Origin of the sequence: Serratia sp. JKS296, assembly GCF_900215445.1 — a bacterium.
Taxonomy (GTDB): Bacteria; Pseudomonadota; Gammaproteobacteria; order Enterobacterales; family Enterobacteriaceae; genus Serratia; species Serratia marcescens.
Map to the genome: position 1 here is coordinate 4,171,234 of NZ_OCMX01000001.1, position 26,136 is coordinate 4,197,369.

A 26,136-nucleotide genomic window follows, 5' to 3' on the forward strand; every position below is an offset into this window, starting at 1 on the left:
GCCTCACTCCCAAAAATCTCGCGCCGGATCCAGCACCGGTTTGACGATGCCCGCGCGAACGGTGAAGTCGCCGAAACCTTCGCCGGCGTTGCGCTCCTTCGCCCAGCGCCCCACCAGCAGATCGATCTCGCTCAGGATCTCATCTTCGTTGATGTTCTCGCGGTACATGCGCGGAATGCGCGTGCCTTCGCGGTTGCCGCCCAAATGCAGGTTATAGCGGCCGACCGCCTTGCCCACCAGCCCCAGCTCCGCCAGTAGCGCGCGGCCACAGCCGTTCGGGCAGCCGGTGATGCGCAGCACGATATGCTCGTCACCCACCCCGTGCCGATGCATGATCCCTTCCACCTTGGTGACAAACTGCGGTAGGAAACGCTCGGCCTCCGCCATCGCCAGCGGGCAGGTCGGGAACGACACGCAGGCCATCGAGTTTTTGCGTTGCTCGCTGATCTCGTCGTCGATCAGGCCATGATCGCGCGCCAAGGCTTCGATCTTCGCCTTTTCGCTTTCCGGCACGCCGGCGATGATCACGTTTTGGTTCGCCGTCAGGCGGAAGTCGCCTTTATGGATCTTGGCGATCTCCGCCATACCGGTCTTCAGCGGGCGCCCCGGATAGTCCAGCAGGCGGCCGTTCTCGATAAACAGCGTCAGGTGCCACTGATCGTCGATGCCCTTCACCCAACCGATGCGATCGCCGCGGCCGGTGAATTCATACGGCCGAATCGGCGCGAAGGTGATGCCGGCGCGCTTTTCCACTTCGGCGCGGAAAACGTCCACCCCGACGCGCTCCAGCGTGTATTTGGTTTTGGCGTTCTTGCGATCGGTACGGTTGCCCCAGTCGCGCTGTGTGGTCACCACCGCTTCAGCCACCGCCAGCGTATGCTCGAGCGGAATGTAGCCGAACTCGCTGGCCTGACGCGCGTAGGTTTTCTTGTTGCCGTGCTCAATGGACAGCCCGCCGCCCACCAGCAGGTTGAAGCCCACCAGCTTGCCGTTTTCGGCGATCGCCACGAAGTTCATGTCGTTGGCGTGCAGATCGACGTCGTTCTGCGGCGGGATCACCACCGTGGTTTTGAATTTGCGCGGCAGGTAGGTCGGCCCCAGAATCGGCTCTTCGTCGGTAGTGGCCACCTTCTCCTGATCCAGCCACACCTCTGCGTAGGCGCGGGTGCGCGGCAGCAGGTGTTCGGAGATCTTCTTCGCCCACTCGTAGGCTTCCTGATGCAGCTCGGACTCCACCGGGTTGGAGGTGCACAGCACATTGCGGTTCACGTCGTTGGCGGTCGCCAGCGCGTCCAGCCCCAAGCGGTTCAGCAGCTGGTGCACCGGTTTGACGTTGCCTTTCAGAATGCCGTGAAACTGGAACGTTTGGCGGTTGGTGATGCGAATACTGCCGTACAGCGTGCTCTCCTGCGCGAACTTGTCGATGCCCAGCCACTGCTGCGGGCTGATGATGCCGCCCGGCAGGCGACAGCGCAGCATCATGGCGTGGCGCGGCTCCAGCTTCTGCTCGGCGCGTTCGGCGCGAATGTCGCGGTCATCTTGCTGGTACATGCCGTGAAAACGGATCAGCAGGAAGTTGTCGCCGTTGAAGCCGCCGGTCAGGCCGTCGTTCAAATCTTCGGCGATAGTGCCGCGCAGGAAGTTGCTTTCCTTCTTCATGCGCTCCGCATCGGCCAGTTTGCCTTCGACTACCAAAGGCCCGGGGTGTTTATCACTCATCAGTAAACATCTCGCTGATAACGGCGCTCAAGGCGCAGCTCACTTAAAAATTCATCCGCCTGCTCGGTATCCATGCCACCGTGCTCGGCCACCAGTTCCAGTAATGTGTTTTCCACGTCTTTCGCCATGCGATTGGCATCGCCGCAGACGTAAATGTGCGCGCCTTCCTGAATCCAGCGCCACACTTCCGCGCCCTGTTCGCGCAGTTTGTCTTGTACGTATATTTTATGTTGCTGGTCGCGGGACCAGGCCAGATCGATGCGGGTCAGCAGGCCGTCTTTCACGTAGCGCTGCCATTCAACCTGGTACAGGAAATCTTCGGTAAAGTGCGGGTTGCCGAAAAACAGCCAGTTTTTGCCGCCGGCGCCGTCGGCGTCGCGCTGCTGCATAAAGGCGCGGAACGGCGCGATGCCGGTGCCCGGGCCGATCATGATCACCGGCGTTTCCGGGTTGGCCGGCAGACGGAAGTTGTCGTTGTGCTCGATAAACACCCGCACGTCGCCGTCCTCCTCCAGGCGATCCGCCAGGAAGCCGGAGGCGCCGCCGCTGCGGGCGCGCCCGTCGATGTCGTAACGCACCACGCCCACGGTGATGTGCACTTCGCTTTCGTTCTCCGCCTGCGAAGAGGCGATGGAGTACAGGCGCGGCGTCAGCGGACGCAGCAGACCGATCAGCTGTTCGGCGCTCAGATCCGCCGGCGCCTGGCGCACCATGTCGACGATCGGCGTGTTGTGCGCGTAATGCTGCAGCGCGGCTTTATCCGCCCGCAGGCCGATCAGCGTTTCGTCGCGCGACAGCGCGGCGTATTTATCGACGATCGGCGTGGTGTTCTGCGTCAGCTCGAAATGGCTGCGCAGCGCCTGCGCCAGCGGCAGGGTCTGCCCTTCCACCTCGACCGGCTCGTCGCCTTTCAGCCACAACAGCTGCACCAGTTCGTCCACCAGCGCCGGATCGTTGTCGAACCATACGCCGAGCGCATCGCCCGGCTGATAGCGCAGGCCGGAGTTGCCCAGATCGATCTCGATATGGCGCACGTCTTTATCCGACGCGCGGCCGGTAATTTTCTGCTTGACCGCCAGTTGGGCGGTGAGCGGTTGTTCCTTGCTGTACGGACTGCTGTCGATCAGGTCAACCGCGCCGCTGGCCAACACGCCCGGCGCGGCGCTTTCCGCCGGCGCGCGCGCCTTCAGCACCGACACCACCTGTTTGCGCCAGGCGGCGGCCAGCTCCTGGTACTCCACGTCGGCATCCACGCGCTCCACCAGGCGCTCGGCACCCAGCTCGGCCAGCTTGCCGTCGAAATCTTTACCTGACTGGCAGAAATTCTCATAAGAGGTGTCGCCCAGCCCGAACACTGCAAACGCGGTGTCATTGAGCTTCGGCGCCTTCTTCGAAAACAGGAATTTATGCAGCGCCACCGCTTCTTCCGCCGGCTCGCCTTCCCCTTGCGTGGAGGCGACGATCACCAGCAGGCGCTCTTGAGCTATCTGCTTGAACTTGTAGTCGCCGGCGTTGATCAGCGTGGCGCTCAGATTGGCGGCCAGCAGATCGTCGCGCAGCTGCTCCGCCAGGCGGCGCGCATTGCCGGTCTGCGAAGCGGAAATGATAGTGATGCCGGCGGCAGCCGCAGGGGCGACAGGCGCCATGGCCACGGCTCCGGGCTGTTGATTGACCATGCCCCAAAAATAACCGGACAGCCACGCCAGCTGCGTCGGCGAATAGTCGCCGATCGTCGCCTGCAGGCGTGCCAGCTGTTCGGGCGTCAGCGGGAGCAAAGATGTTGGAGGAGCCTGAGTCGTCATTGCTGTACTTATTTCCTATACTTAGCGCCTTTCCTGCCAGGCGCGCGCCAGTGCCAGTCGCTGTCTCTTCGCTGCGTCGGGTGTGCGGAAAAGATCAGGAGAGTTTGTAAGGTTACCGAGCAGAATAGCAACGATTAAATAAGGGATAGCAATAAATCATAACCAAAATGACTAAGCTGTTTTTCTGGTAAGGGATAACGCTTAAACCGTTAAACAAAGTTTTTTATCCAGATGAAATTAAAGCGCTTTTTTTCATCATTTTTTCACCGTTCAACATTTCGACTCATAACCCCAGCCGATAGGTGCCGCAAACACCAAACAAAAAAAGTGTTAACCGGGCGCGGTTACCGCGGCGGTAGACCATAACGGTATAAATGGCAAGCAGACGCGCTTTCCGGTACTATGCGGCGGTTTTTGAGTCAATGAGGCCGTAATAATGGCAACCACGCTGTTTAAAGATTTTCAGTTTGAAGCCGCACACCGCTTGCCGCACGTGCCGGAGGGCCATAAATGCGGCCGTCTGCATGGGCATTCGTTTATGGTGCGTCTGGAAGTGACCGGTGAAGTGGATCCCCACACCGGTTGGGTGATGGATTTCGCCGAGCTCAAGGCTGTGTTTTCCCCGATCTGGGAACGGCTGGATCACCATTATCTGAACGATATTCCAGGATTGGAAAATCCCACCAGCGAAGTGCTCGCCGCCTGGATTTGGCAGCAGCTCAAGCCCCAGTTACCGGAACTGACTGCGGTGATGGTGAAAGAGACCTGTACGGCGGGATGCGTATATAAAGGTTGATGCCGTGAGGGTATGTGCAGATACCCTCACACTACCTCGCCTTGCAGATCCAGACGCCGCGCCGTCCAGGGCCTTTCCGACAGGCTCAGCGCCATTCCCCCTCGATAGACAAACGTTTTGCTCTCGCCATCCTCAATGAACGCCGTCTCGTTTTCCATCGCCCGATAGCCGGCGCCGGTATAGTACTTTTCGCTTACCGCAAACAGTATGGAATACGCGATCCCTTTACTGCGCAAATAGTCATGCGCCTTCACCAGCATGTTTGCGGCCACGCCGCGGCGCCGATGCGTGTGTGCCACGGCCACCAGCCCGATGATGCCGATCACCTCGGCCTCACCGTCAATCAACACCGGCCGCTCATGCACCGCCAGTTGTCCGACGATCGCCTCGCCTTCCGTGGCGGTCACCAGGCAAGCCGGCACCTGCCGCCGATAAAATCCGTCGGTTATCTCGGGGAAAGCGTCGGACAACAGCGAGCGAATCGACCGCAATTCCGCTTCCGTCACCGCCTCGAATGCACGCGATATAATTTTCACCGTAACTCCCGTCCCGTTCGAAGGCCTGCGGCCAATAAAAAACTCAGGCGATGTTCAGATACTTGTGGGTCTGCATCGACAGCCGCCAATTGCGCGCGATACAGGTTTCAATACACAGACGGGTCGCCTCTTCTTTCTGGCTGATCGGCTGCAGCGCGATAATGCGCGCCTTGTCATCCTGCAACGTCGCCAGCAGCGCATCCAGCGCCTCGATGTCGCGCTCGCGCGCCACCGGATGCTTCACCTCGTCGGCGCGCCGCAGCGCCTGATCCAACACCTTCATGCCGCCGCGCATATTCACCTTGGGCGAAACCGTCACCCAGGTGTTGGCGGAACAGCGAATTTCGTGGGTGCCGCTGGTTTCAATCTGGCAACGGTAGCCGTGCTGTTCGAACAGCTCGGTCAGCGGCGCCAGATCGTAAATGCAGGGTTCGCCGCCGGTGATCACCACATGGCGCGCGGTGTAGCCTTGTTGGCGCATCACCGCCAACAGCTGCTCGGCGCTGGCATTGCCCCAGGCGTCGCTCTCTTCTGTTTTGACCAGGATCCGTTGCAGGTCTACTTCCCGATGGGCTTCCTTTTCCCAGGTATGTTTGGTGTCGCACCAGCTGCACCCTACCGGGCAGCCCTGCAGGCGGATGAAAATGGCCGGCACGCCGGTGAAAAAGCCTTCGCCCTGCAAGGTTTGGAACATCTCGTTGATCGGGTACTGCATCGGTTTCTCAATCTGGAAAAGTAAAAAACGATTATCGCAGATTCCGCCTCGGCGACCAAACGGCCAAAATTGTATTAAATTTTTTCCTCCGCGCCGCCGCCAGCATATCTCACCGCCAATGGCGTTCATTTAATTTGTTAACCGGTATTAGGCCTTTCATCCGCGGTGCAACCTGCTCCACAGAAAACAACACGAAGTTAACAAATAAGATAATTATATTTGACATAAAGCGCCGACGCGCAGATGTATATACAAGCAAACACAAGCCGAGCATCAGTTTCGGCCACATACTATTCATCACGACTACATCTGCGTTTAGAGGGTGCCATGACTCATTCCACCAGCGAGTTAAACATTCAACAGGCCATCGACGACAGCAAGTTTTCGCTGTTTCACTGGACACTGATCGTTCTCGGATTCCTGATCCTCGCCATCGACGGTTTCGATACCGCCGCCATGGGCTATATCGCCCCCTCGGTCGCCAAAGACTGGGGCATCGTGAAGCAGGATCTGGGGCCGGTGCTGAGCGCCGCGCTGCTGGGGCTGTCGCTCGGCGCGCTGATAGCCGGGCCAATCTCCGACCGCATCGGCCGCAAGCGCGTGCTGGTGTTTTCCTGCCTGTTCTTCGGCCTGTCGAGCCTGGCCACCGCCTACGCCGGTTCGCTCAACAGCCTGACGCTGTGGCGCTTCCTCACCGGTCTCGGGCTGGGGGCGGCGATGCCCAACGCCATTACCTTGATCTCCGAATACGCGCCGCAGCGCTGCCGTTCGCTGGCGATCAATACCATGTATTGCGGCTTTCCGCTGGGCGCGGCCGGCGGCGGCGCCATTTCATCGTGGCTGATCCCGAGCTACGGCTGGCACAGCGTGCTGTTGCTCGGCGCCATTGCGCCGCTGGCGTTGACGGTTTTGCTGATCCTGCTGCTGCCGGAATCGGTCAAATATATGGTCAACCGCGGGCAGGATGCGGCGAAGATCAAACGCATCGCGCAACGCTTCGTCAGCCAGAGCCTCGACGGCGTGACGCGTTTTTACCTGTACGAAGAGAAGCTGACGCAGGCCAAGACCAGCGTCGGCCTGCTGTTCAGCCGCCCTTACCTGCTCGGCACGCTGATGCTGTGGGTGACCTACTTCATGGGGCTGGTGATCTATTACGTGCTGCTGAGCTGGATGCCAATCCTGATGCAGGGGCTGGGCTATCAGCTGGAACAGTCGGCGATGCTCACCTCGCTGTTCACCTTCGGCGGCACGCTGGGCATCCTGGTGGCCGGCTGGCTGATGGACCGCTGGAATGCGCACAAAGTGGTCTCGAGTGGCTTTGTCGTCACCGCCCTGCTGATCGTGGCGATGGCCACCGAAGACAAGCAGATCGTGCTGCTGGGCGCCTTCATCTTCCTGATGGGCGTCACCATGAACGGCGCGCAGTCCGGGCTGCAAACGCTGGCGGCCACCTTCTACCCGACCCACAGCCGCGCCACCGGCATCGCCTGGATGCAGGGCATCGGCCGCTTCGGCGGCGTCGCCGGCACCATGATGGGCGCCCAACTGCTGGCGATGCAGTGGGAAGTGCAGAGCATCCTGATGTTCCTGTGCGTACCGGCGCTGATCGCCGCCATCGCCACGGTGTGCAAGATGAGCCGCAAGCCGATGCTGCAACCGGCCGCCTGAGCCTGGCAAGCCCGCCCACGGCGGGCTTTCTTCCCGCGGTGATAGGGCTTGTTTATCCTCCGCCGCCAACTGTAATCAGTCTGTAAAAATATTGTGACTAGCCGCCCAAAAATGAGTCAATTTTAATTCATTTTTGCCGAACAGCTCACTTTTCTCCGGCTTTTCGCACATGAAGCCGGTGATAAAAAATCGCATATCAACCTGATATAAAAAGAAAATAACTTTTTCTTATGCCACTTTTCAGCGGCAACTGGTCAGTGTTGCATATGCTTGTACATACAAGTATATGTTAATAAGCCCTACGCATTGTTATGCCGTGGTACTCATCCCCACCGCGGCATGGAATCTGCACCGATACTGTTTGAGGAAAATGCTGTGACTACAAATAACAAAGTTCGCAATGTCGATGTACGCGCGCCACGCGGCACACAATTAAACGCAAAAAGCTGGCTGACCGAAGCGCCGTTACGCATGCTGATGAACAACCTCGATCCTGAAGTTGCGGAGAACCCACATGAGCTGGTGGTGTACGGCGGCATCGGCCGCGCCGCGCGCGACTGGGATTGCTACGACAAGATCGTCGAAACCCTGAAAACGCTGGAAGAGGACGAAACCCTGCTGGTGCAGTCCGGCAAGCCGGTCGGCGTATTCAAAACCCACAGCAACGCGCCGCGCGTGCTGATCGCCAACTCCAACCTGGTGCCGCACTGGGCGACCTGGGAACACTTCAACGAACTGGACGCCAAAGGCCTGGCCATGTACGGCCAGATGACCGCCGGTAGCTGGATCTACATCGGCAGCCAGGGCATCGTTCAGGGCACCTATGAGACCTTCGTCGAAGCGGGCCGCCAGCATTACGACGGCAGCCTGCAGGGGCGCTGGGTGCTGACCGCCGGTCTGGGCGGCATGGGCGGCGCGCAGCCGCTGGCCGCCACGCTGGCGGGCGCCTGCTCGCTGAACATCGAATGTCAGCAGAGCCGCATCGATTTCCGTCTGAAAACCCGCTACGTCGATGAGCAGGCCAAAGATCTGGACGACGCGCTGGCCCGCATCAAAAAATACACCTCAGAAGGCAAAGCCATCTCCATCGCCCTGTGCGGCAACGCGGCGGAAATCCTGCCTGAGCTGGTGCGCCGCGGCGTGCGCCCGGACATGGTCACCGATCAGACCAGCGCCCACGATCCGCTGAACGGCTATCTGCCGAAAGGCTGGAGCTGGGAAGAGTATCGCCAGCGCGCCCAGACCGAGCCGGCCAAGGTGGTCGCCGCCGCCAAGCAGTCGATGGCCGATCACGTCAAAGCCATGCTGGCGTTCCAGCAGATGGGCGTGCCGACCTTCGACTACGGCAACAACATTCGCCAGATGGCGAAAGAAACCGGCGTCGACAATGCCTTCGACTTCCCGGGCTTCGTGCCGGCCTACATCCGTCCGCTGTTCTGCCGCGGCATCGGGCCGTTCCGCTGGGCGGCGCTGTCCGGCGATCCGCAGGACATCTACAAAACCGACGCCATGGTGAAAGAGCTGATCCCGGATGACGAACACCTGCACCGCTGGCTGGACATGGCGCGCGAGCGCATCAGCTTCCAGGGCCTGCCGGCGCGCATCTGCTGGGTTGGCCTCGGCCAGCGCGCCAAGCTGGGTCTGGCGTTCAACGAGATGGTTCGCCGCGGCGAACTGTCCGCCCCGATCGTCATCGGCCGCGACCACCTGGATTCCGGCTCCGTTTCCAGCCCGAACCGTGAAACCGAAGCGATGAAAGACGGTTCCGATGCGGTTTCCGACTGGCCGCTGCTGAACGCCCTGCTGAACACCGCCAGCGGCGCCACCTGGGTTTCCCTGCACCACGGCGGCGGCGTCGGCATGGGCTTCTCCCAACACTCCGGCATGGTGATCGTCTGCGACGGCACCGACGAAGCCGCCGAGCGCATCGCCCGCGTGCTGCACAATGACCCGGCTACCGGGGTCATGCGTCACGCCGACGCCGGTTACGATATCGCTATCGACTGCGCCCGCGAGCAAGGCCTGAACCTGCCGATGGTTGCCGCGACCCAAGGAGAAAAAGCATGAAAGCGCTGACTATTCGCCCGGGCAAACTGACGCTGGCCCAGCTACGCGACGTGTATCAACACCCGGTGACGCTGACGCTGGACGACAACGCCTATGCCCCAATCCAGCGAAGCGTGGCCTGCGTGGAACGCATCGTTGAAGAAAACCGCACCACATACGGCATCAACACCGGGTTTGGCCTGCTGGCTTCGACGCGCATCGCCCGCGACGATCTGGAAAATCTGCAGCGCTCGATCGTGCTGTCACACGCCGCCGGCGTGGGCGAGCCGACCGACGACAATCTGGTGCGCCTGATCATGGTGCTGAAGATCAACAGCCTGTCGCGCGGCTTCTCCGGCATTCGCCTGGAAGTTATCCAGGCGCTGATCGCGCTGGTCAACGCCGAAGTCTATCCGCATATCCCGCTGAAAGGCTCAGTCGGCGCCTCCGGCGATCTGGCGCCGCTGGCGCACATGAGCCTGGTGCTGCTGGGCGAAGGCCAAGCGCGCCATCAGGGCCAATGGCTGCCGGCAACCGAAGCGCTGGCCAAAGCCGGCCTGAAACCGCTGACGCTGGCGGCGAAAGAGGGCCTGGCATTGCTGAACGGCACCCAAGTCTCCGCCGCCTTCGCGCTGCGCGGCCTGTTCGACGCGGAAGACCTGTTCGCCGCCGCGACCGTGGCGGGCAGCCTGACGGTGGAAGCGGCGCTGGGCTCCCGCAGCCCGTTCGATGCGCGCATCCACGAGGTGCGTGGCCAGCGCGGCCAGATCGACGCCGCCCTCGCCTACCGCCACCTGCTCGGCGCGCGCAGCGAAGTCTCCGACTCGCACCGCAACTGTGAAAAAGTGCAGGATCCTTACTCCCTGCGCTGCCAGCCGCAGGTAATGGGCGCCTGCCTGACGCAGATCCGCCAAGCCGCCGAGGTGCTGGAGATCGAAGCCAACGCCGTCTCCGATAACCCGCTGGTGTTCGCCGAGCAGGGTGACGTGCTGTCAGGTGGCAACTTCCACGCCGAACCGGTGGCGATGGCCGCCGATAACCTGGCGCTGGCATTCGCCGAAATCGGTTCGCTGTCCGAGCGCCGCATCTCGCTGATGATGGACAAACACATGTCGCAGCTGCCACCGTTCCTGGTGGAGAACGGCGGCGTGAACTCCGGCTTCATGATCGCTCAGGTCACCGCCGCGGCGCTGGCCAGCGAAAACAAAGCGCTGGCGCATCCATCGAGCGTCGACAGCATTCCGACCTCCGCCAACCAGGAGGACCACGTTTCCATGGCGCCGGCCGCCGGCCGCCGTCTGTGGAGCATGGCGGACAACGTGCGCGGCATTCTGGCGGTCGAGTGGCTGGCCGCCTGCCAGGGCCTGGATTTCCGCAACGGCCTGAAGACCTCGGAAGGTCTGGAGCAGGCGCGCCGTCTGCTGCGCGAGCATGTCAGTTTCTACGACAAGGATCGTTTCTTCGCCCCCGACATTGAAGCCGCCAGCCAGCTATTGGCGGCCGGTCACCTGACATCGCTGCTGCCTGCGGCGCTGCTGCCTAGCCAGGCATAATCATCACACACTGAATCACGCAGTTTGTTCTGCCCCGCCGGGTGCGTTCCACCCGGCGCGGGCAGCGCGTGCCTGTTCGGCAAACACTTAACGGGAAGCAACATGCGTAACGAAACGACACAACTCAGACGCGGACTAAACGCGCGGCATATCCGTTTCATGGCTCTCGGCTCGGCGATCGGCACCGGCCTGTTCTACGGCTCCGCCGGCGCCATCCAGCTGGCCGGCCCGGCGGTGCTGCTGGCCTACCTGGTGGGCGGCGCGGCGGTATTCATGGTGATGCGCGCGCTGGGTGAAATGGCGGTGCATCAGCCGGTTTCCGGCTCGTTCGGCCACTACGCCAGCCACTATCTCGGCCCGCTGGCCGGGTTCCTCACCGGCTGGACCTACACCTTTGAAATGGTGATCGTCGCCCTGGCGGACGTCACCGCCTTCGGCATCTATATGGGGCTGTGGTTCCCGGACGTCGCCCAGTGGGTCTGGGTGCTCAGCATCATCCTGTTTATCGGCGCGCTCAACCTGTGCAGCGTCAAGGTTTTCGGCGAGCTGGAGTTCTGGCTGTCGCTGGTCAAGGTCGCCGCCATCGTGGCGATGATCGTCGGCGGTGCGGCGGTGATGCTGTTCGGTTTCGGGCAAGCCCAGCACGCCACCGGCATCAGCAACCTGTGGCAGCACGGCGGCTTTATGCCTAACGGCATTGGCGGCGTGGTCGCGTCATTAGCGGTAGTGATGTTCGCCTTCGGCGGCATCGAGATCATCGGCATCACCGCCAGCGAGGCGAAAGACCCCGCCAAAGTGCTGCCGAAGGCGATCAACGCCGTGCCGGTGCGCATCCTGCTGTTTTACGTGCTGACGCTGACGGTGCTGATGGCGATCTATCCGTGGAACAGCATCGGCCAGAACGGCAGCCCGTTCGTTGAGATCTTCAGCAACCTCGGCATCAGCTCCGCCGCCAACGTGCTGAACGTGGTGGTGATCACCGCGGCCATTTCGGCCATCAACAGCGACATCTTCGGCGCCGGCCGCATGATGTACGGCATGGCGCAGGACGGCCAGGCGCCGCGCAGCTTCACCAAGCTGACCGCCAGCGGCGTGCCGTGGATGACGGTGCTGGTCATGTCAATCGCCCTGCTGCTGGCGGTGGTGCTCAACTACCTGATCCCGGAGAAGGTCTTCATGATCATCGCCTCGATCGCCACCTTCGCCACCGTCTGGGTGTGGCTGATGATCCTGCTGTCGCAGATCGTCATGCGCCGCACGCTGTCGCCGGAAGAAACGCGTCAGTTGAGCTTCCCGGTGCCGTGGTGGCCGGTGGCGCCGGCATTGGCGACCGCCTTTATGGCGTTCGTCATCGGCCTGCTCGGCTACTTCGAAGAGAGCCGCATCGCGCTGTACGTCGGGCTGGTGTGGATCGCGTTCCTCACAGCGGCTTACTGGCTGTGGGTGCGCAAAAAAGGCGGCGGTTCGCCAGTGACCACCGCGACGCAACAGATGTAACGCTCGCTTCGGCCAAAACCCGCTGCGGCGGGTTTTTTTATTGCGCCTGCGCCAGCGCCTGCAGGATATCCGCCTGCAGATCGTCAAACGCCTCCAGCCCGGCGGACAGCCGCACCAGCCCCTCGCTGATGTGGTGCCGTTTCCGCTCTTCCGGCGTGTAGGCCGAGTGCGTCATGCTGGCCGGGTGTTGCGCCAGGCTTTCGCAATCGCCCAGGCTGACCGCGCGCAAGATGAGCTGCAGCGCATTGAGGAAGCGAATGCCCGCACGCATTCCGCCCCGCAGTTCAAACGCCAGCATGCCGCCGGGGCGCGCCATTTGCCGCTGCGCCAACGCATGCTGCGGGAAGTTCGCCAGGCCGGGGTAATACACCCGCTCGATCGCCGGATGCTCCGTCAGCATCTCCGCCAGGCGCTGCGCGTTATCGCAATGACGATCCATGCGCAGCGGCAAGGTTTTCATCCCGCGCAGCACCAGCGCGGCATCCTGCGCCGACAGTACCGCCCCGTTCATGTCCTTTAGCCCCTCCAGACGGATCGCCTCGGCCAACGCCTGACGCGTCACCGCTATCCCGGCCAGGAGATCGCCGTGCCCGCCGAGGTACTTGGTCGCCGAGTGCACCACGATATCGGCGCCTAACGCCAGAGGCCGCTGCAGATAGGGCGTACAGTAGGTGTTGTCCACCAGCAGCAACGCTTGATGCCGATGGGCGATCTCCGCCACGGCGGCGATATCGATCAAGCGCATGTTGGGATTGGCCGGCGTTTCGCAATACACCAGCCGGGTATGCGGCCCCATGGCCGACGCCAGCCGCTCCGGCCGGGTCAGGTCAACGTGGGTTATCTTGACGCCAAAGCGCGCCAGACCATGATGAAAATAGCTGAAGGTGCAACCATAGACGGTTTCATCGACAATCAGCTCATCACCCGGTCTGAGCAGCGTCCAACAACACGCGGTGATCGCCCCCATACCGGAAGCGAACGCCACCGCCGCCTCCCCCTCCTCCAGGTTGGCGATGCGTTGCTCGAGCAGGTTTAACGTCGGGTTGGCGATGCGCGAATAAAAGTACCCCGGCTCGGTGCCGGCAAAGCAGGCGCCGCCGTATTCCGCCGTGGGAAAAGCAAACGTAGAGCTCATAAACACCGGTGGAGACAGTGCACCCTGATACCGCTGAGGATCGTAGCCGTAATGAATAGCCCGGGTGGCAAAGTCGTGGCCAACTGCTGTAGCGGACATAACACAACTCCTTACCTGAGTGGGTGAAGCTTAATTCGACGATTCATCTGGAAGGGCTGACGGCAACGCGCTGTCTCGCGCGCGCTTGCCGATGATTTGTAAAGTACGCAGCAGCAGCGTTAACCCCAGCAGGGTATCCGGCTGCTTCAGCAAGGCGTACAGCGCGCGAAAACTGGCCGGTGGAGGATTCAACTGCAGCTCGCTGTGCGCCATCTGCAGCGCCGTTCCACCTTCCCAGCCGAGGGTCACCAAACCTTCAAAGACGCCGGCCAGTTTCTCCACCAGCGCGTTGTCGGCAATATCCACCACGTCCGACAACAGCGACAACAGATCGACCACGTTATCCAACCGGCCGCCCGACAGCAGCGGCTGCAGTTTCTCGAGCAACGCCGCCAATGATTGCAGGTCCGCCGCATGCACCGTGCTTTCCGTCATATCAGCCCCCTTACCGTGGCCCAGTAAAGGCCGCGGTTAAACCCATTGCGCAGCATGCCGCCCACCTTGGTGGCGGGCGTCGGCAGCACGTCGTGACGGTAGTCGTACACCAGCGGCATGCCGGCATTCAGCCCCATTTGCGCAACCGCCTGCACCTTGCCGTCATAATGGCTCACTGTGTGGCCCAGCCGCATTTCCGCCACGATGTTGTCGGCAATGACCGGCGCCTGATTATGGCAAGAGCCGCCGGCCTTGCTGACCGGCAAATCCACGGTATCGCCTATGACATACACGCCCTGCTGGCCGTAGACCTGCAGCGTTTGATGATCGGTCGGCAGCCAGCCTTCACCGTTTTGACTCTCGCTCAACCCGGTATTGCGCACCGCCTCGACTGCGCGAATCGGCGGCGTCGCCATCAGAATGTCGAACGGCTGCTCTTCCCCCTCAGCGGAATAGGCGACGTTACGCTGGGCGTCTACCCGGCTGAGGGTAAACCCTCGCTGGTGGCGAATGTCGCGCGCGGCAAAAATGGCGGGCAGCGCTTCACCGGTCGGGCGCTGTAAAAACAGGCAGTTACGCAAGAGTTGAGAAATGGTCGGATAGGTGTACACAATCTCCACCGCCTTGCGCACGCCGCGCCGCCGCAGGTAGTCATCCAGCATCAGGGTGGTTTCGATCGGTGCGATGCCGCACTGATGGGGCACATTGGGCGTTTCAGGGAAGGACACGGTGATGAAAATGCGGCCTTTCTCGATCGTCGCCAATTTATGCGCTAACCGCCTGGCGGCCTGATACTGGTAAAAATGATCGCCCGCCTGCGCCAATCCTTCGATGCGCTCTGGCCAAGGTACGCAGCCGGTGGCGAAAACCAGAAAATCATAGGAATAAAATTTACCGCTTTGCGTAGCTATGCTTCGCTGTTTTAAATCGAAAGATTCCGCCTTATCAATAATAAACTGTATTTCGGGCCGCAATAAACTCCGCTGTGAGCGCGTTAGCTCTTGCTTGAAAAAAGTATTGAACGCCACATACATAAACGCCGGCTTGTAATAATGCAGCGGTGAATCCGATATCATTAATAACTCGACTTTATTATTAATAATTTCCCGGTGCAATTTTGCGGCCAATAAATTGGCCAGGATGGTGCCGCCGGTTCCGCCGCCGACAATGATGACTCGCTGTCGCATCAAGCCCTCGCTCAACCGGCCAGCAAGCCGGCAGTATTAAGGTATGGTGATGATGAAGGTCTACGGCAGAACGGCGAAAAATAAACTGCCTTATTGGCAGTCTAGTAACGAATAGTTATAAAGCAAATAAAATGGGAATATAAAATAAACGCATTTACTATCTTTAATGAAATTATCGGGTTAAACAAAACCACGCATTCAATGAAAAACTTATTATTAAACTGAAAATCATCACGAATTTAAAACATAAAAAAACCCGCCGCAGCGGGTTTTTATTTAGCAACCGAATCGGTCGAACTTATTGGCCTTTAACTTCTTTCAGGCCGTTGAACGGCGCACGGTCACCCAGCGCTTCTTCGATACGGATCAGTTGGTTGTACTTGGCAACGCGGTCAGAACGGCTCATGGAACCGGTTTTGATCTGGCCAGCCGCAGTCCCTACCGCCAGGTCGGCGATGGTCGCGTCTTCGGTTTCACCGGAACGGTGAGAGATCACCGCGGTGTAGCCGGCGTCTTTCGCCATCTTGATAGCTGCCAGGGTTTCGGTCAGAGAACCGATCTGGTTGAACTTGATCAGGATGGAGTTAGCGATGCCTTTCTCGATGCCTTCTTTCAGGATCTTGGTGTTGGTTACGAACAGATCGTCGCCCACCAGCTGGATTTTGTCGCCCAGAACTTTGGTCTGGTAAGCGAAGCCTGCCCAGTCGGATTCATCCAGGCCATCTTCGATAGACACGATTGGGTACTGTTTGGTCAGCTCTTCCAGGAAGTGAGTGAACTCTTCGGAAGTGAAGGCCTTGTTGCCTTCGCCGGCCAGCACGTATTTACCGTCTTTGTAGAACTCGGAAGCCGCGCAGTCCATCGCCAGAGTGACGTCTTTGCCCAGCTCGTAGCCCGCCGCTTTTACCGCTTCAGCGATAACCGCCAGCGCTTCGGCGTTGGAACCCAGGTTTGGCGCGTAGCCGCCTTCGTCGCCCACGGCGGTGTTCATGCCTTTGGCTTTCAGAACTTTCGCCAGGTGGTGGAACACTTCGGAACCGATGCGCACCGCTTCTTTCAGGGTTTTCGCGCCAACCGGCTGAATCATGAATTCCTGAATGTCGACGTTGTTGTCAGCGTGCTCGCCGCCGTTGATGATGTTCATCATCGGCAGTGGCATGGAGAATTTGCCTGGGGTGCCGTTCAGTTCAGCGATGTGCTCGTACAGCGGCATGCCTTTAGAGGCTGCGGCTGCTTTCGCTGCTGCCAGGGAAACCGCCAGAATGGCGTTGGCGCCGAAGTTGGATTTGTTCTCGGTGCCGTCCAGCTCGATCATGATCTTGTCGATGTTCGCCTGGTCTTTGGCATCTTTACCCAGTACTGCCTGAGCAATCGGACCGTTTACTGCGGCAACGGCTTTCAGTACGCCTTTACCCAGGAAACGAGACTTGTCACCGTCACGCAGTTCCAGCGCTTCGCGGGAACCGGTAGAAGCACCTGACGGCGCAGCAGCCAGGCCTACGAAACCGCCTTCCAGATGAACTTCGGCTTCAACAGTCGGGTTACCGCGGGAGTCGATGATTTCACGACCGATGACTTTAACGATTTTGGACATTAGGTTTTCCTCAGTACAAGTTAAACTAAAACTCCAGACAAACAGCGCGCGGTTCTCACCGCGCGCCGCCTACCAAATATGTTATTTCACCTGGCGCTTCTGATGCTCGCCTGCGGCTTTCACGAAGCCGGCGAACAGCGGATGCCCATCACGCGGCGTAGACGTAAATTCCGGGTGGAACTGACAGGCCACAAACCACGGGTGATTCGGCAGTTCAATGATCTCAACCAGCTTGTTGTCGGCGGAACGACCGGCGACACGCAGCCCTGCGGCTTCGATCTGCTTCAACAGCATGTTGTTAACTTCGTAACGGTGACGGTGACGCTCGACAATGGTCGGTTCGCCGTACAGCTGACGCACCAGGCTGTTGTCGCTCAGGTTGCACTGTTGGCCACCTACGCGCATCGTGCCGCCCAAATCGCTTTCTTCGCTGCGCACTTCGACGTTGCCGTCTTCGTCGCGCCATTCGGTGATCAACGCCACCACCGGGTACTTACAGTCTGGCATAAACTCGGTGGAGTTGGCGTTTTCCATCCCCGCCACGTTGCGAGCGAACTCCATCAACGCCACCTGCATGCCCAGGCAAATGCCCAAGTAAGGAATGTTGTTCTCGCGCGCATAGCGCGCGGTCATCACTTTGCCTTCCACGCCGCGGTAGCCGAAGCCGCCCGGGATCAGGATCGCATCCAGCCCTTTCAGCACTTCCACGCCGCGCGTTTCCACGTCCTGCGAGTCGATCAGCTTGATGTTCACGGTCAAACGGTTTTTCAGCCCGCCGTGCTTCAGCGCTTCGATTACCGACTTGTAGGCGTCCGGCAGCTCAACGTATTTGCCGACCATACCGATGGTCACTTCGCCGCCCGGATTGGCTTCTTCGTAGATCACCTGTTCCCATTCGGCCAGGTTGGCTTCCGGCGCGTTCAGGCTGAATCGTTTACAAATATAATCGTCCAGCCCCTGAGATTTCAATAGGCCTGGGATTTTATAAATAGAATCAACGTCTTTCAGAGAGATAACCGCTTTTTCCGGCACGTTGCAGAAAAGCGCGATTTTAGCGCGTTCGTTAGCAGGAACCGCGCGATCGGAACGGCAAATCAGCACATCAGGCTGAATACCGATGGAAAGCAGCTCTTTTACGGAATGCTGGGTCGGCTTGGTTTTCACTTCGCCCGCCGCCGCCATGTACGGCACCAGCGTCAAGTGCATGTACAGAGTGTGCTCGCGGCCCACTTCCACCGCCATCTGACGGATGGCTTCGAGGAACGGCAGCGATTCGATATCGCCGACGGTGCCGCCGATTTCCACCAGCACCACATCGTGGCCTTCGCCGCCTTCGATGATGCGCTCTTTGATCGCGTTGGTGATGTGCGGAATGACCTGCACGGTCGCGCCCAGATAGTCGCCGCGGCGTTCTTTACGCAGCACGTCGGAGTAGATGCGGCCGGTGGTGAAGTTGTTGCGACGCGACATTTTGGTGCGGATGAAGCGCTCGTAGTGACCCAAATCCAGATCGGTTTCTGCGCCGTCTTCGGTGACGAAAACTTCCCCATGCTGAATCGGGCTCATGGTGCCCGGATCCACGTTGATGTACGGGTCCAGTTTCATGATGGTAACGTTGAGGCCACGGGCTTCAAGAATAGCCGCCAGAGAGGCTGCGGCAATGCCTTTACCCAGAGAGGATACGACCCCGCCGGTCACAAAAATATAATTAGTTGTCATGCTGAACCTGAGAGTTTAGGTTTAAAGACGATGGAAGAACCAGGACGGGAAAGTAGTATACCCGAACCTCTCCTGACCTACAAACGATCGTTTTGCTGTCCATCATCTCGGCCGCCCTCCCGTGTTCATCAGGGTTTACTCCGCCGGCGCCGCATAAACCCTCCAGGAAATACAAAGAGTTAGCGGAGAAAGTTTCTTTTTACCGCCCCTCTCGAGCGATAAAACGCCTTAGATTTCAGTTTGTTGGCCTTTTGCTGCCGACGGCAGCCATGCGCCTGTGACCTGACCGCAAGCTTAACCGTTTCAGCCCAAGTGAACCTTGTTTGCGATCAACATTGTCGTCGCAGCGATTCAACTTTCCTGGCGCTTCACCTGCTGCCAGGCGTCTTCCATCTGCTCCAGCGTGGCGTCTTCAAGCCGCAGCCCGCGTTGCTGGACGATCGCTTCCACCTGGCGGAAGCGACGTTCGAACTTGCGGTTCGCCGCCTGCAGCGCATTCTCCGCCTTGTGCCCCAAATGGCGCGACAGGTTCACCGTGGCGAACAGCAGATCGCCGATCTCCTCTTCCAGCTTGCTCTCATCGACCACCGCCTGGCGGGCTTCGTGCATCACTTCGTCGATCTCTTCATACACTTTGTCCAGCACCGGCCCCAGGGTATTCCAGTCGAAGCCGACCGAGGCGCAGCGTTTTTGGATCTTGTGCGCCTTCATCAACGCCGGCAGCGCCTGCGGAATGTCGTCCAGCACCGAGTGCAGCGCTTTTTCGGCGCGCTCGCCGGCCTTCAGCTGCTCCCAGCGCGCCGCCACGGCTTCGCTGTCTCCCGCCTCAGCGTCGCCGAAGATATGCGGGTGACGGCGCTCCAGCTTGTCGCTGATGGCGGTGCACACCTCATCGAAATCGAACAGCCCCTGCTCCTGCCCCATCTGGGCATAGAACACCACCTGGAACAGCAAATCACCCAGTTCGTCGCGCAGATCGGCGTAGTCCTGCCGCTCGATGGCGTCCAGCACTTCGTAAGTCTCTTCCAGCGTGTAGGGCGCGATGGTGGCGAAAGTTTGCTTGCGGTCCCATGAGCAACCGACCTGCGGATCGCGCAGCGTTTTCATGATGTTCAGCAGGCGCTGCAGCGGAGTGGATTGGGTCATAAAAAATCTCTGAGAAAGAATGAGGGCGCATGGGAGCGCCCACCGAATTCATGGATCTCGGGCCGTATCGATGGCGCATACGGCCCGAAAGGCGATGTGGGCTTAGTTGCCGTGCAGACGCTTGGCATCTATCACGTCCGGCAGCTGGTTCAGCTTCGCCAGCACCCGGCTCAGCACCTGCTGGTTGTAGATTTCGATATCCATGTCGATGGTGGCCAACTGTTTCTTGGTGTCGCTGCGGCTGGCGACGCCCAGCACGTTGACCTTTTCGTTGGCCAAAATGGTGGTAATGTCGCGCAGCAGCCCGCTGCGATCGTTGGCCATCACGCGCACCACCAGCGAATAACCGCTGGAGTAGCTTTCGCCCCATACCGCATCGACGATGCGCTCCGGCGCGTGCGATTGCAAATCGACCAGCTGATCGCAGTCCGCACGGTGGATCGAAATACCGCGCCCCTGGGTGATAAAACCGACGATGTCGTCGCCCGGGATCGGCTGGCAGCAGCGGGCGATGTGGTGCATCAGGTTGCCCACGCCCTCCACCACCACGCGGCCGTTGTCCTTGTTGCGGGCCGGCGGCGGCGCTTTCTGCTGCACCAGCTGGCGCAATGCCTCGCGATCCTGCTCTTCGGCGCTCGGTTTGTTGAACTTGCCCTGCAGGTAATTCACCATCTGGTTCAGGCGAATGTCCCCGCCGCCGATCGCCGCCAACACCTCGTCCAGCGAGTTCATGTTGTAGCGCGGGATCAGCAGCTTTTCGGCCTCTTTCAGACTGATGCCGAGATGTTCCAGTTCGTTGTCCAGCATCTGGCGGCCGGCGAGAATGTTCTTGTCGCGATCCTGCTTGCGGAACCAGTTGTGGATCTTCGAGCGCCCGCGGCTGGTGGTGACATACCCCAGGTTCGGGTTCAGCCAGTCGCGGCTCGGGTTCGGCTGTTTCTGGGTGATGATCTCAATCTGATCGCCCATCTTCAGCTGATAGGTAAACGGCACGATGCGGCCGCCGATCTTGGCGCCGATACAGCGGTGACCGACGTCGCTGTGAATGTGGTAGGCGAAATCGAGCGGCGTGGAACCGGCCGGCAGATCCACCACGTCGCCTTTCGGGGTAAATACATAGACCCGATCGTCGAACACCTGGCTGCGCACTTCGTCGAGCATCTCGCCGGAGTCCGCCATTTCTTCCTGCCAGGCGATCAGCTTGCGCAGCCAGGCGATGCGTTCTTCGTAGCCGGAGCGCACGGTCACGCCCGCGCCCTCTTTGTACTTCCAGTGCGCGGCCACGCCCAGTTCGGCGTCTTCGTGCATTTGCCGGGTGCGGATCTGAATCTCTACGGTTTTGCCGCGCGGCCCCAGCACCACGGTGTGGATCGACTGGTAGCCGTTCGGTTTCGGGTTAGCGACGTAGTCGTCGAACTCATCCGGCAAATGGCGGAAGTGGGTATGCACGATGCCCAACGCCGCGTAGCAATCCTGCAGGCGCTCCGCCACGATGCGCACCGCACGCACGTCGAACAGTTCGTCGAACGCCAGGTGTTTTTTCTGCATCTTGCGCCAGATGCTGTAGATGTGTTTCGGCCGGCCGTAAATCTCCACCCGAATGCCTTCGTTGGCCATTTCTGCGCGCAGCCCGGCGACGAAATCGTCAATGAACTGTTCGCGATCGATGCGGCGCTCATGCAACAGCTTGGCGATGCGCTTGTATTCTTCCGGATGCAGGTAGCGGAAGCAGAAATCCTCCAGCTCCCACTTCAGCTGGCCGATGCCGAGCCGGTTGGCCAGCGGGGCGTAGATGTTGGAACACTCTTTCGCCGCCAGCACGCGTTCGTCTTCCGGCGCGTCTTTCACCTCGCGCAGGTGGGCGATACGCTCCGCCAGCTTGATGACCACGCAGCGGAAATCCTCCACCATCGCCAACAGCATGCGGCGCACGTTGTCGACCTGTTCGGAGGCCATCGAGTCGTTTTGGGTGGCTTTCAGTTGGCGAATGGCGTCCATATCGCGCACGCCGTGCACCAGCGCGACGATCCCCTTGCCGAACGCTTCGGTCAGGGTCTCTTCCTGCACGATGCCGGCGTCCACCAGCGGGAACAGCAGCGCGGCGCGCATGCTGTCATTGTCCATGCTCAGCGTCGAGAGAATTTCCACCATCTCCAGGCCGCGCCACAGCAGCAGCGAGGCGTCGGGATGGTTTTGGGTCTGCTGCTCACAATAACGCCAGGTTGCGGCCAATCGCTCACATGACTGCGGGTTAGGTAGCCCCAAGCCGGCGATCCACTCATCGAGAGCGAACTCACCCGCCGTATTCAGATGTGCACTTCTTACCGCAACCATAACTTCTCCCTACTTTGCAGCGACCTCTGGCGCACGCTCGTTGATAAACAGCGCCATTGATTCAAGATGCCCCGTGTGCGGAAACATATCCAACATCCGCACGCGCGCAAGACGATAACCGGCATTCAACAGCACGTTGCTGTCGCGAGCCAGCGTGGTGGGGTTACAGGAAACATACACCACCCGCGCCGGCGCCAGTTTTACAATGTGTGACATCACCCCGGCCGCACCGGCGCGGGCGGGATCCAGCATCACCTTATCAAACCCTTGTGCTGCCCAAGGTTGCCGCGCAACGTTGTCCTCCAGATTCTCATGGAAGAACGACGCATTATTCAGCTTATTCTTATGTGCATTATATTGCCCATTCGCTACCAGCGTGGCAACACCTTCGATGCCCACCACCGCGGCGGCGCGGCGCGCCAGCGGCAGGGTGAAGTTGCCCATGCCGCAGAACAGGTCCAGCACCCGATCATTGGGTTGAATATCGAGCCATTCAAGGGCCTGCGCCACCATTTGTTGGTTTACGGCGTCATTGACCTGAATAAAGTCGCGCGGACTGAAGTCTAAGCGTAGCCCGTCAACCTGATAATACGGCGTTTCACCGCACAGTTTTTCCACCCGATCGCTGTCCGGCGCCAGATAAACGGCGACCTTTTCCCGCTCGCCAAACGCCAACAGCGCCTGCCGATCCGCCTCTTTCAGCGCGTCGAGATGACGCAGCACCAGCAGCGGGCCGTTATCCGCCAGCACCAGCTCCACATGCCCCAGCCGCCGCACCGCCTGCAGCCCGCTCAGGCAGGCGCGCACCGGCGCCAGCAGCTGTTCCAGCTCCGGCCGCAGCACCGGGCAGTGCTCCACCGCCACCAGCTCGCTGGAGGCCGCCTGGCGAAAGCCCATCATCAGGCGCTGCAGCTTCGGCTGCCATGCCAGGCTCAGGCGGGCGCGGCGGCGATAGCCGTATTCCGGGCCGGCGATCACCGGTTCCTGTTGCGGGGTTACGCCGGTTTCGCGGGCGATCATGCGCACCAGCGCCGCCGCCTTGCTCTGCTGTTGCAGCGCCTCATCAGCATGTTGCTGCTGGCAGCCGCCACACACGCCAAAATGCGGGCAGCGCGGTTCTACCCGCTGCGGGCTGCGGCTCAGCAGGCGTTTGAGCTTGCCTTTGGCGAACTGGCGCTTGTCTTCGGTCAACTGGATTTCCGCCTGCTCGCCCGGCAATACGCCCGGCACGAACACCGCTTTGCCGTCGTGGCGCGCCACGCCCTGGCCAAAAGGATCGAGATCGCTCACCGTCACGGTGAAGATTTGTGAGCTCTGCCGGGTCGTCACGCGGCGTTTGGGAGAGTAGAATTGCGCCATATTTGTCGATTGTGTGCTGGTTCATTAAGCTAGTGTCAGCTGTCAATTCTCCCACATTGGAATCCCATGACCAAATACAGCCTGCGTGCGCGCATGATGATCCTGATTCTGGCCCCGACCTTGCTGATTGGTTTGCTGCTCAGCACCTTCTTCGTGGTGCACCGCTATAATGAGCTGCAGGAGCAACTGGTCGACGCCGGCGCCAGCATCATCGAGCCGCTGGCGGTGGCCAGCGAGTACGGCATGACGTTCCGCAGCCGCGAATCGGTCAGGCAGTTGGTCAGCCTTTTGCACCGCCGCCATTCGGACATCGTACGTTCGATCACCGTGTTTGATGCGCAGAACAACCTGTTCGTCACCTCAAATTATCACCACAACTTCGCTCAGCTGCAGTTGCCGAAAGGCGTGCCGTTGCCCACCGAGCTGATGCTCACCCGACGCGGCGATTCGCTGATCCTGCGCACGCCGATCCTGTCGGAAAGCCAGTATCCGGATGAAACCGCCGACGGCGGCAGCCATCCCGACAACAACCTGGGCTATGTGGCGATCGAGCTGGATCTGCAGTCGGTGCGGCTGCAGCAGTATAAAGAGGTCTTCGTCTCCACCTTGCTGCTGCTGCTGTGCATGTGCATCGCCATCCTGTTCGCTTACCGGCTGATGCGCGACGTGACCGGCCCGATCCGCAATATGGTGAACACCGTCGACCGCATCCGCCGCGGCCAGCTCGACAGCCGCGTGGAAGGTTACATGCTCGGCGAGCTGCACATGCTGAAAAACGGCATCAACTCGATGGCGATGTCGCTTACCGCCTATCACGAAGAGATGCAGCAGAACATCGATCAGGCTACGTCAGACCTGCGCGAAACGCTGGAGCAGATGGAGATCCAGAACGTCGAGCTGGATCTGGCGAAAAAACGCGCGCAGGAGGCGGCGCGCATCAAGTCCGAATTCCTGGCCAACATGTCGCATGAGCTGCGTACTCCTCTCAACGGCGTGATCGGCTTCACCCGCCAGATGCTGAAAACCGATCTGAGCGCAACCCAGACCGACTATTTGCAGACCATCGAGCGCTCGGCCAACAACCTGCTGACCATCATCAACGACGTGCTGGATTTCTCCAAGCTGGAGGCCGGCAAGCTGGTGCTGGAGCATATTCCGTTCGCCCTGCGCGAAACGCTGGACGAAGTGGTGGTGCTGCTGGCGCCCAGCGCACATGACAAAGGGTTGGAGCTGACGCTGGATGTGCACAACGACGTGCCGGAGCAGGTGATCGGCGACTCGCTGCGCCTGCAGCAAATCATCACCAACCTGCTGGGCAACGCCATCAAGTTCACCGAAACCGGCAATATCGATATTCGCGTCGAGCTGCGCAAACAGCTGGAGCGCCGGGTGGAAGTGGAAGTGCAGATCCACGATACCGGCATCGGCATCTCCGAACGCCAGCAGTCGCAGCTGTTCCAGGCATTCCGCCAGGCGGACGCCAGCATCTCCCGCCGCCACGGCGGCACCGGGCTGGGGCTGGTGATCACGCAAAAGCTGGTGAAAGAGATGGGGGGCGATATCTGCTTCCACAGCCAGTTGAACCGCGGCTCGACCTTCTGGTTCCACATCACGCTGGATCTGAACGAGGGCATGCTGTCGCTGGCGCCGAGCCTGCCGGATCTGAACGGCAAAACGCTGGCCTATATCGAGTCCAACCCGACGGCAGCGCAGGCGACGCTCAACATGCTCAGCGTCACGCAACTGGTAATCACCCACTCGCCGACGCTGGGCCAGTTGCCGCCAAGCCACTATGATTTCCTGCTGGCCGGCGTGCCCATCCCGTTCCGCGACAACATGGCGCAGCACGAGGACAAATTGCTGGCCTCGCTGAAACTGGCCGATCGGGTCATTCTGGCGCTGCCGTGCCAGGCGCAAATCGATGCCGAGCTGCTTAAACAACAAGGCGCGCTCGGCTGCCTGATCAAGCCGATCACCAGCACCCGACTGTTCCCGATGCTCCGGATGGAGGCGCCGGCACGCCTCACCGCGCAGCCTGAGCGTAAACGCCTGCCGCTGACGGTGATGGCGGTTGACGACAACCCGGCTAACCTGAAGCTGATCGGTACGTTGTTGGGGGAACAGGTAGAAAAAACCCTGTTGTGCGAGAGCGGCGAGGAAGCGCTGGTGCTGGCGCGCGACAACGTGCTGGATCTGATCCTGATGGACATTCAAATGCCGAAGATGGACGGCATTCACGCCAGCGAGCTGATCCGCCAACTGCCGCATCACAACTCCACGCCGATCGTCGCCGTCACCGCCCATGCAGCCAGCGGCGAGCGCGAGCACCTGTTGCAGGCCGGGATGGACGACTACCTGGCCAAGCCGATCGACGAGAAAATGCTGACCCGCGTGCTGTCGCGCTATCACAGTGGCGAAATGGAAAACGCCGTCGCCGACGACGCGCCGCTGTCGCTCGACTGGCCGCTGGCGTTGCGTCAGGCGGCCAATAAACCGGATCTGGCGCGCGATCTGCTGCAAATGCTGCTCGATTTCTTGCCGCAGGTGCGCGAACGGGTGCAGGCGCTGCTCGATGGCCAGCATGACGACGAAATCCTCGATCTGGTCCATAAGCTGCACGGCAGCTGCAGCTACAGCGGCGTGCCACGCCTCAAGCAGCTGTGTTTCTACCTCGAGCGGCAACTGCGCCAGGGCGTCACCAACGACGAACTGGAGCCGGAATGGCTGGAGCTGCTGGATGAGATTGAACTGGTGATCCACGCGGCGCACGCGCATCTGACGCAGCCTGCCTGAATT

The 26,136-nt window shown here is 60.3% G+C and carries 18 protein-coding genes; 6 read left to right on the forward strand and 12 right to left on the reverse strand.

All coding sequences use genetic code 11. The features are described from left to right. Positions 1-3: 3 nt before the first annotated feature. A complete protein-coding gene (gene cysI, locus CRO23_RS20100; protein ID WP_016929053.1) occupies positions 4-1,719 on the reverse strand; it encodes an assimilatory sulfite reductase (NADPH) hemoprotein subunit in 1,716 nt (571 codons plus the stop codon). Further along, a complete protein-coding gene (gene cysJ / locus CRO23_RS20105) occupies positions 1,719-3,521 on the reverse strand; it encodes an NADPH-dependent assimilatory sulfite reductase flavoprotein subunit (protein ID WP_097102742.1) in 1,803 nt (600 codons plus the stop codon). The genes cysI and cysJ overlap by 1 nt, the downstream gene beginning before the upstream one ends. 436 nt (positions 3,522-3,957) lie before the next feature. On the opposite strand from cysJ, the gene queD reads away from it, so the two are divergent. Then, positions 3,958-4,317, forward strand: a complete 360-nt coding sequence (gene queD, locus CRO23_RS20110) for a 6-carboxytetrahydropterin synthase QueD (protein ID WP_004932638.1) — start codon at positions 3,958-3,960, stop codon at positions 4,315-4,317. A gap of 26 nt (positions 4,318-4,343) precedes the next feature. On the opposite strand, the gene CRO23_RS20115 is transcribed toward queD, so the two are convergent. Beyond that, positions 4,344-4,853: a GNAT family N-acetyltransferase gene (locus CRO23_RS20115; RefSeq protein WP_167796723.1), complete on the reverse strand. Its 510-nt coding sequence runs from the start codon at positions 4,851-4,853 to the stop codon at positions 4,344-4,346. A 43-nt stretch (positions 4,854-4,896) separates the two neighbouring features. After that, on the reverse strand, positions 4,897-5,568 hold the full coding sequence (gene queE / locus CRO23_RS20120) for a 7-carboxy-7-deazaguanine synthase QueE (protein WP_004932641.1): 672 nt from the start codon (positions 5,566-5,568) through the stop codon (positions 4,897-4,899). A gap of 327 nt (positions 5,569-5,895) precedes the next feature. On the opposite strand from queE, the gene CRO23_RS20125 reads away from it, so the two are divergent. The 4 genes from CRO23_RS20125 to CRO23_RS20140 all read left to right on the forward strand — a co-directional run bounded on the left by CRO23_RS20125 (position 5,896) and on the right by CRO23_RS20140 (position 12,332). Continuing rightward, on the forward strand, positions 5,896-7,236 hold the full coding sequence (locus tag CRO23_RS20125) for an MFS transporter (protein ID WP_016929055.1): 1,341 nt from the start codon (positions 5,896-5,898) through the stop codon (positions 7,234-7,236). 375 nt (positions 7,237-7,611) lie between these two features. After that, positions 7,612-9,303, forward strand: a complete 1,692-nt coding sequence (gene hutU / locus CRO23_RS20130; protein WP_025159649.1) for a urocanate hydratase — start codon at positions 7,612-7,614, stop codon at positions 9,301-9,303. Further along, positions 9,300-10,835 carry a histidine ammonia-lyase gene (hutH, locus tag CRO23_RS20135; protein ID WP_016929057.1) on the forward strand — a complete coding sequence of 512 codons (1,536 nt, stop codon included), beginning with the start codon at positions 9,300-9,302 and terminating at the stop codon, positions 10,833-10,835. The genes hutU and hutH overlap by 4 nt, the downstream gene beginning before the upstream one ends. Positions 10,836-10,937: 102 nt before the next feature. After that, positions 10,938-12,332 carry an amino acid permease gene (locus CRO23_RS20140; RefSeq protein ID WP_028127847.1) on the forward strand — a complete coding sequence of 465 codons (1,395 nt, stop codon included), beginning with the start codon at positions 10,938-10,940 and terminating at the stop codon, positions 12,330-12,332. 37 nt (positions 12,333-12,369) lie between these two features. Here the strand turns inward: CRO23_RS20140 and CRO23_RS20145 are convergent, their stop codons facing one another. From CRO23_RS20145 to rlmD, 8 genes are all read right to left on the reverse strand, one after another. After that, positions 12,370-13,566 (reverse strand): methionine gamma-lyase, encoded by a 1,197-nt coding sequence (locus CRO23_RS20145; RefSeq protein WP_028127848.1) that lies wholly within the window; start codon positions 13,564-13,566, stop codon positions 12,370-12,372. Between the two features lie 30 nt (positions 13,567-13,596). Further along, entirely contained in the window at positions 13,597-14,001 is a 405-nt protein-coding gene (locus tag CRO23_RS20150; protein WP_016929060.1) for a hypothetical protein, read from the reverse strand. Further along, positions 13,998-15,188, reverse strand: coding sequence for an NAD(P)/FAD-dependent oxidoreductase (locus CRO23_RS20155; protein WP_097102746.1), 1,191 nt, complete (start codon positions 15,186-15,188; stop codon positions 13,998-14,000). The genes CRO23_RS20150 and CRO23_RS20155 overlap by 4 nt, the downstream gene beginning before the upstream one ends. Positions 15,189-15,486: 298 nt before the next feature. Then, a complete protein-coding gene (eno, locus tag CRO23_RS20160; protein WP_004932670.1) occupies positions 15,487-16,782 on the reverse strand; it encodes a phosphopyruvate hydratase in 1,296 nt (431 codons plus the stop codon). 81 nt (positions 16,783-16,863) lie between these two features. Next, the gene (pyrG, locus tag CRO23_RS20165) at positions 16,864-18,501 is read right to left on the reverse strand and encodes a glutamine hydrolyzing CTP synthase (protein ID WP_004932674.1); all 1,638 of its coding nucleotides are present in this window, start codon (positions 18,499-18,501) and stop codon (positions 16,864-16,866) included. Between the two features lie 351 nt (positions 18,502-18,852). Further along, positions 18,853-19,647, reverse strand: coding sequence for a nucleoside triphosphate pyrophosphohydrolase (gene mazG, locus CRO23_RS20170; protein ID WP_033641273.1), 795 nt, complete (start codon positions 19,645-19,647; stop codon positions 18,853-18,855). Between the two features lie 102 nt (positions 19,648-19,749). Further along, positions 19,750-21,981: a GTP diphosphokinase gene (relA, locus tag CRO23_RS20175; RefSeq protein ID WP_004932686.1), complete on the reverse strand. Its 2,232-nt coding sequence runs from the start codon at positions 21,979-21,981 to the stop codon at positions 19,750-19,752. Positions 21,982-21,990: 9 nt separating this feature from the next. Next, on the reverse strand, positions 21,991-23,340 hold the full coding sequence (gene rlmD / locus CRO23_RS20180) for a 23S rRNA (uracil(1939)-C(5))-methyltransferase RlmD (RefSeq protein ID WP_016929065.1): 1,350 nt from the start codon (positions 23,338-23,340) through the stop codon (positions 21,991-21,993). Positions 23,341-23,406: 66 nt separating this feature from the next. On the opposite strand from rlmD, the gene barA reads away from it, so the two are divergent. Beyond that, positions 23,407-26,133: a two-component sensor histidine kinase BarA gene (barA, locus tag CRO23_RS20185; protein ID WP_097102748.1), complete on the forward strand. Its 2,727-nt coding sequence runs from the start codon at positions 23,407-23,409 to the stop codon at positions 26,131-26,133. The last annotated feature ends 3 nt before the right edge of the window (positions 26,134-26,136 follow it).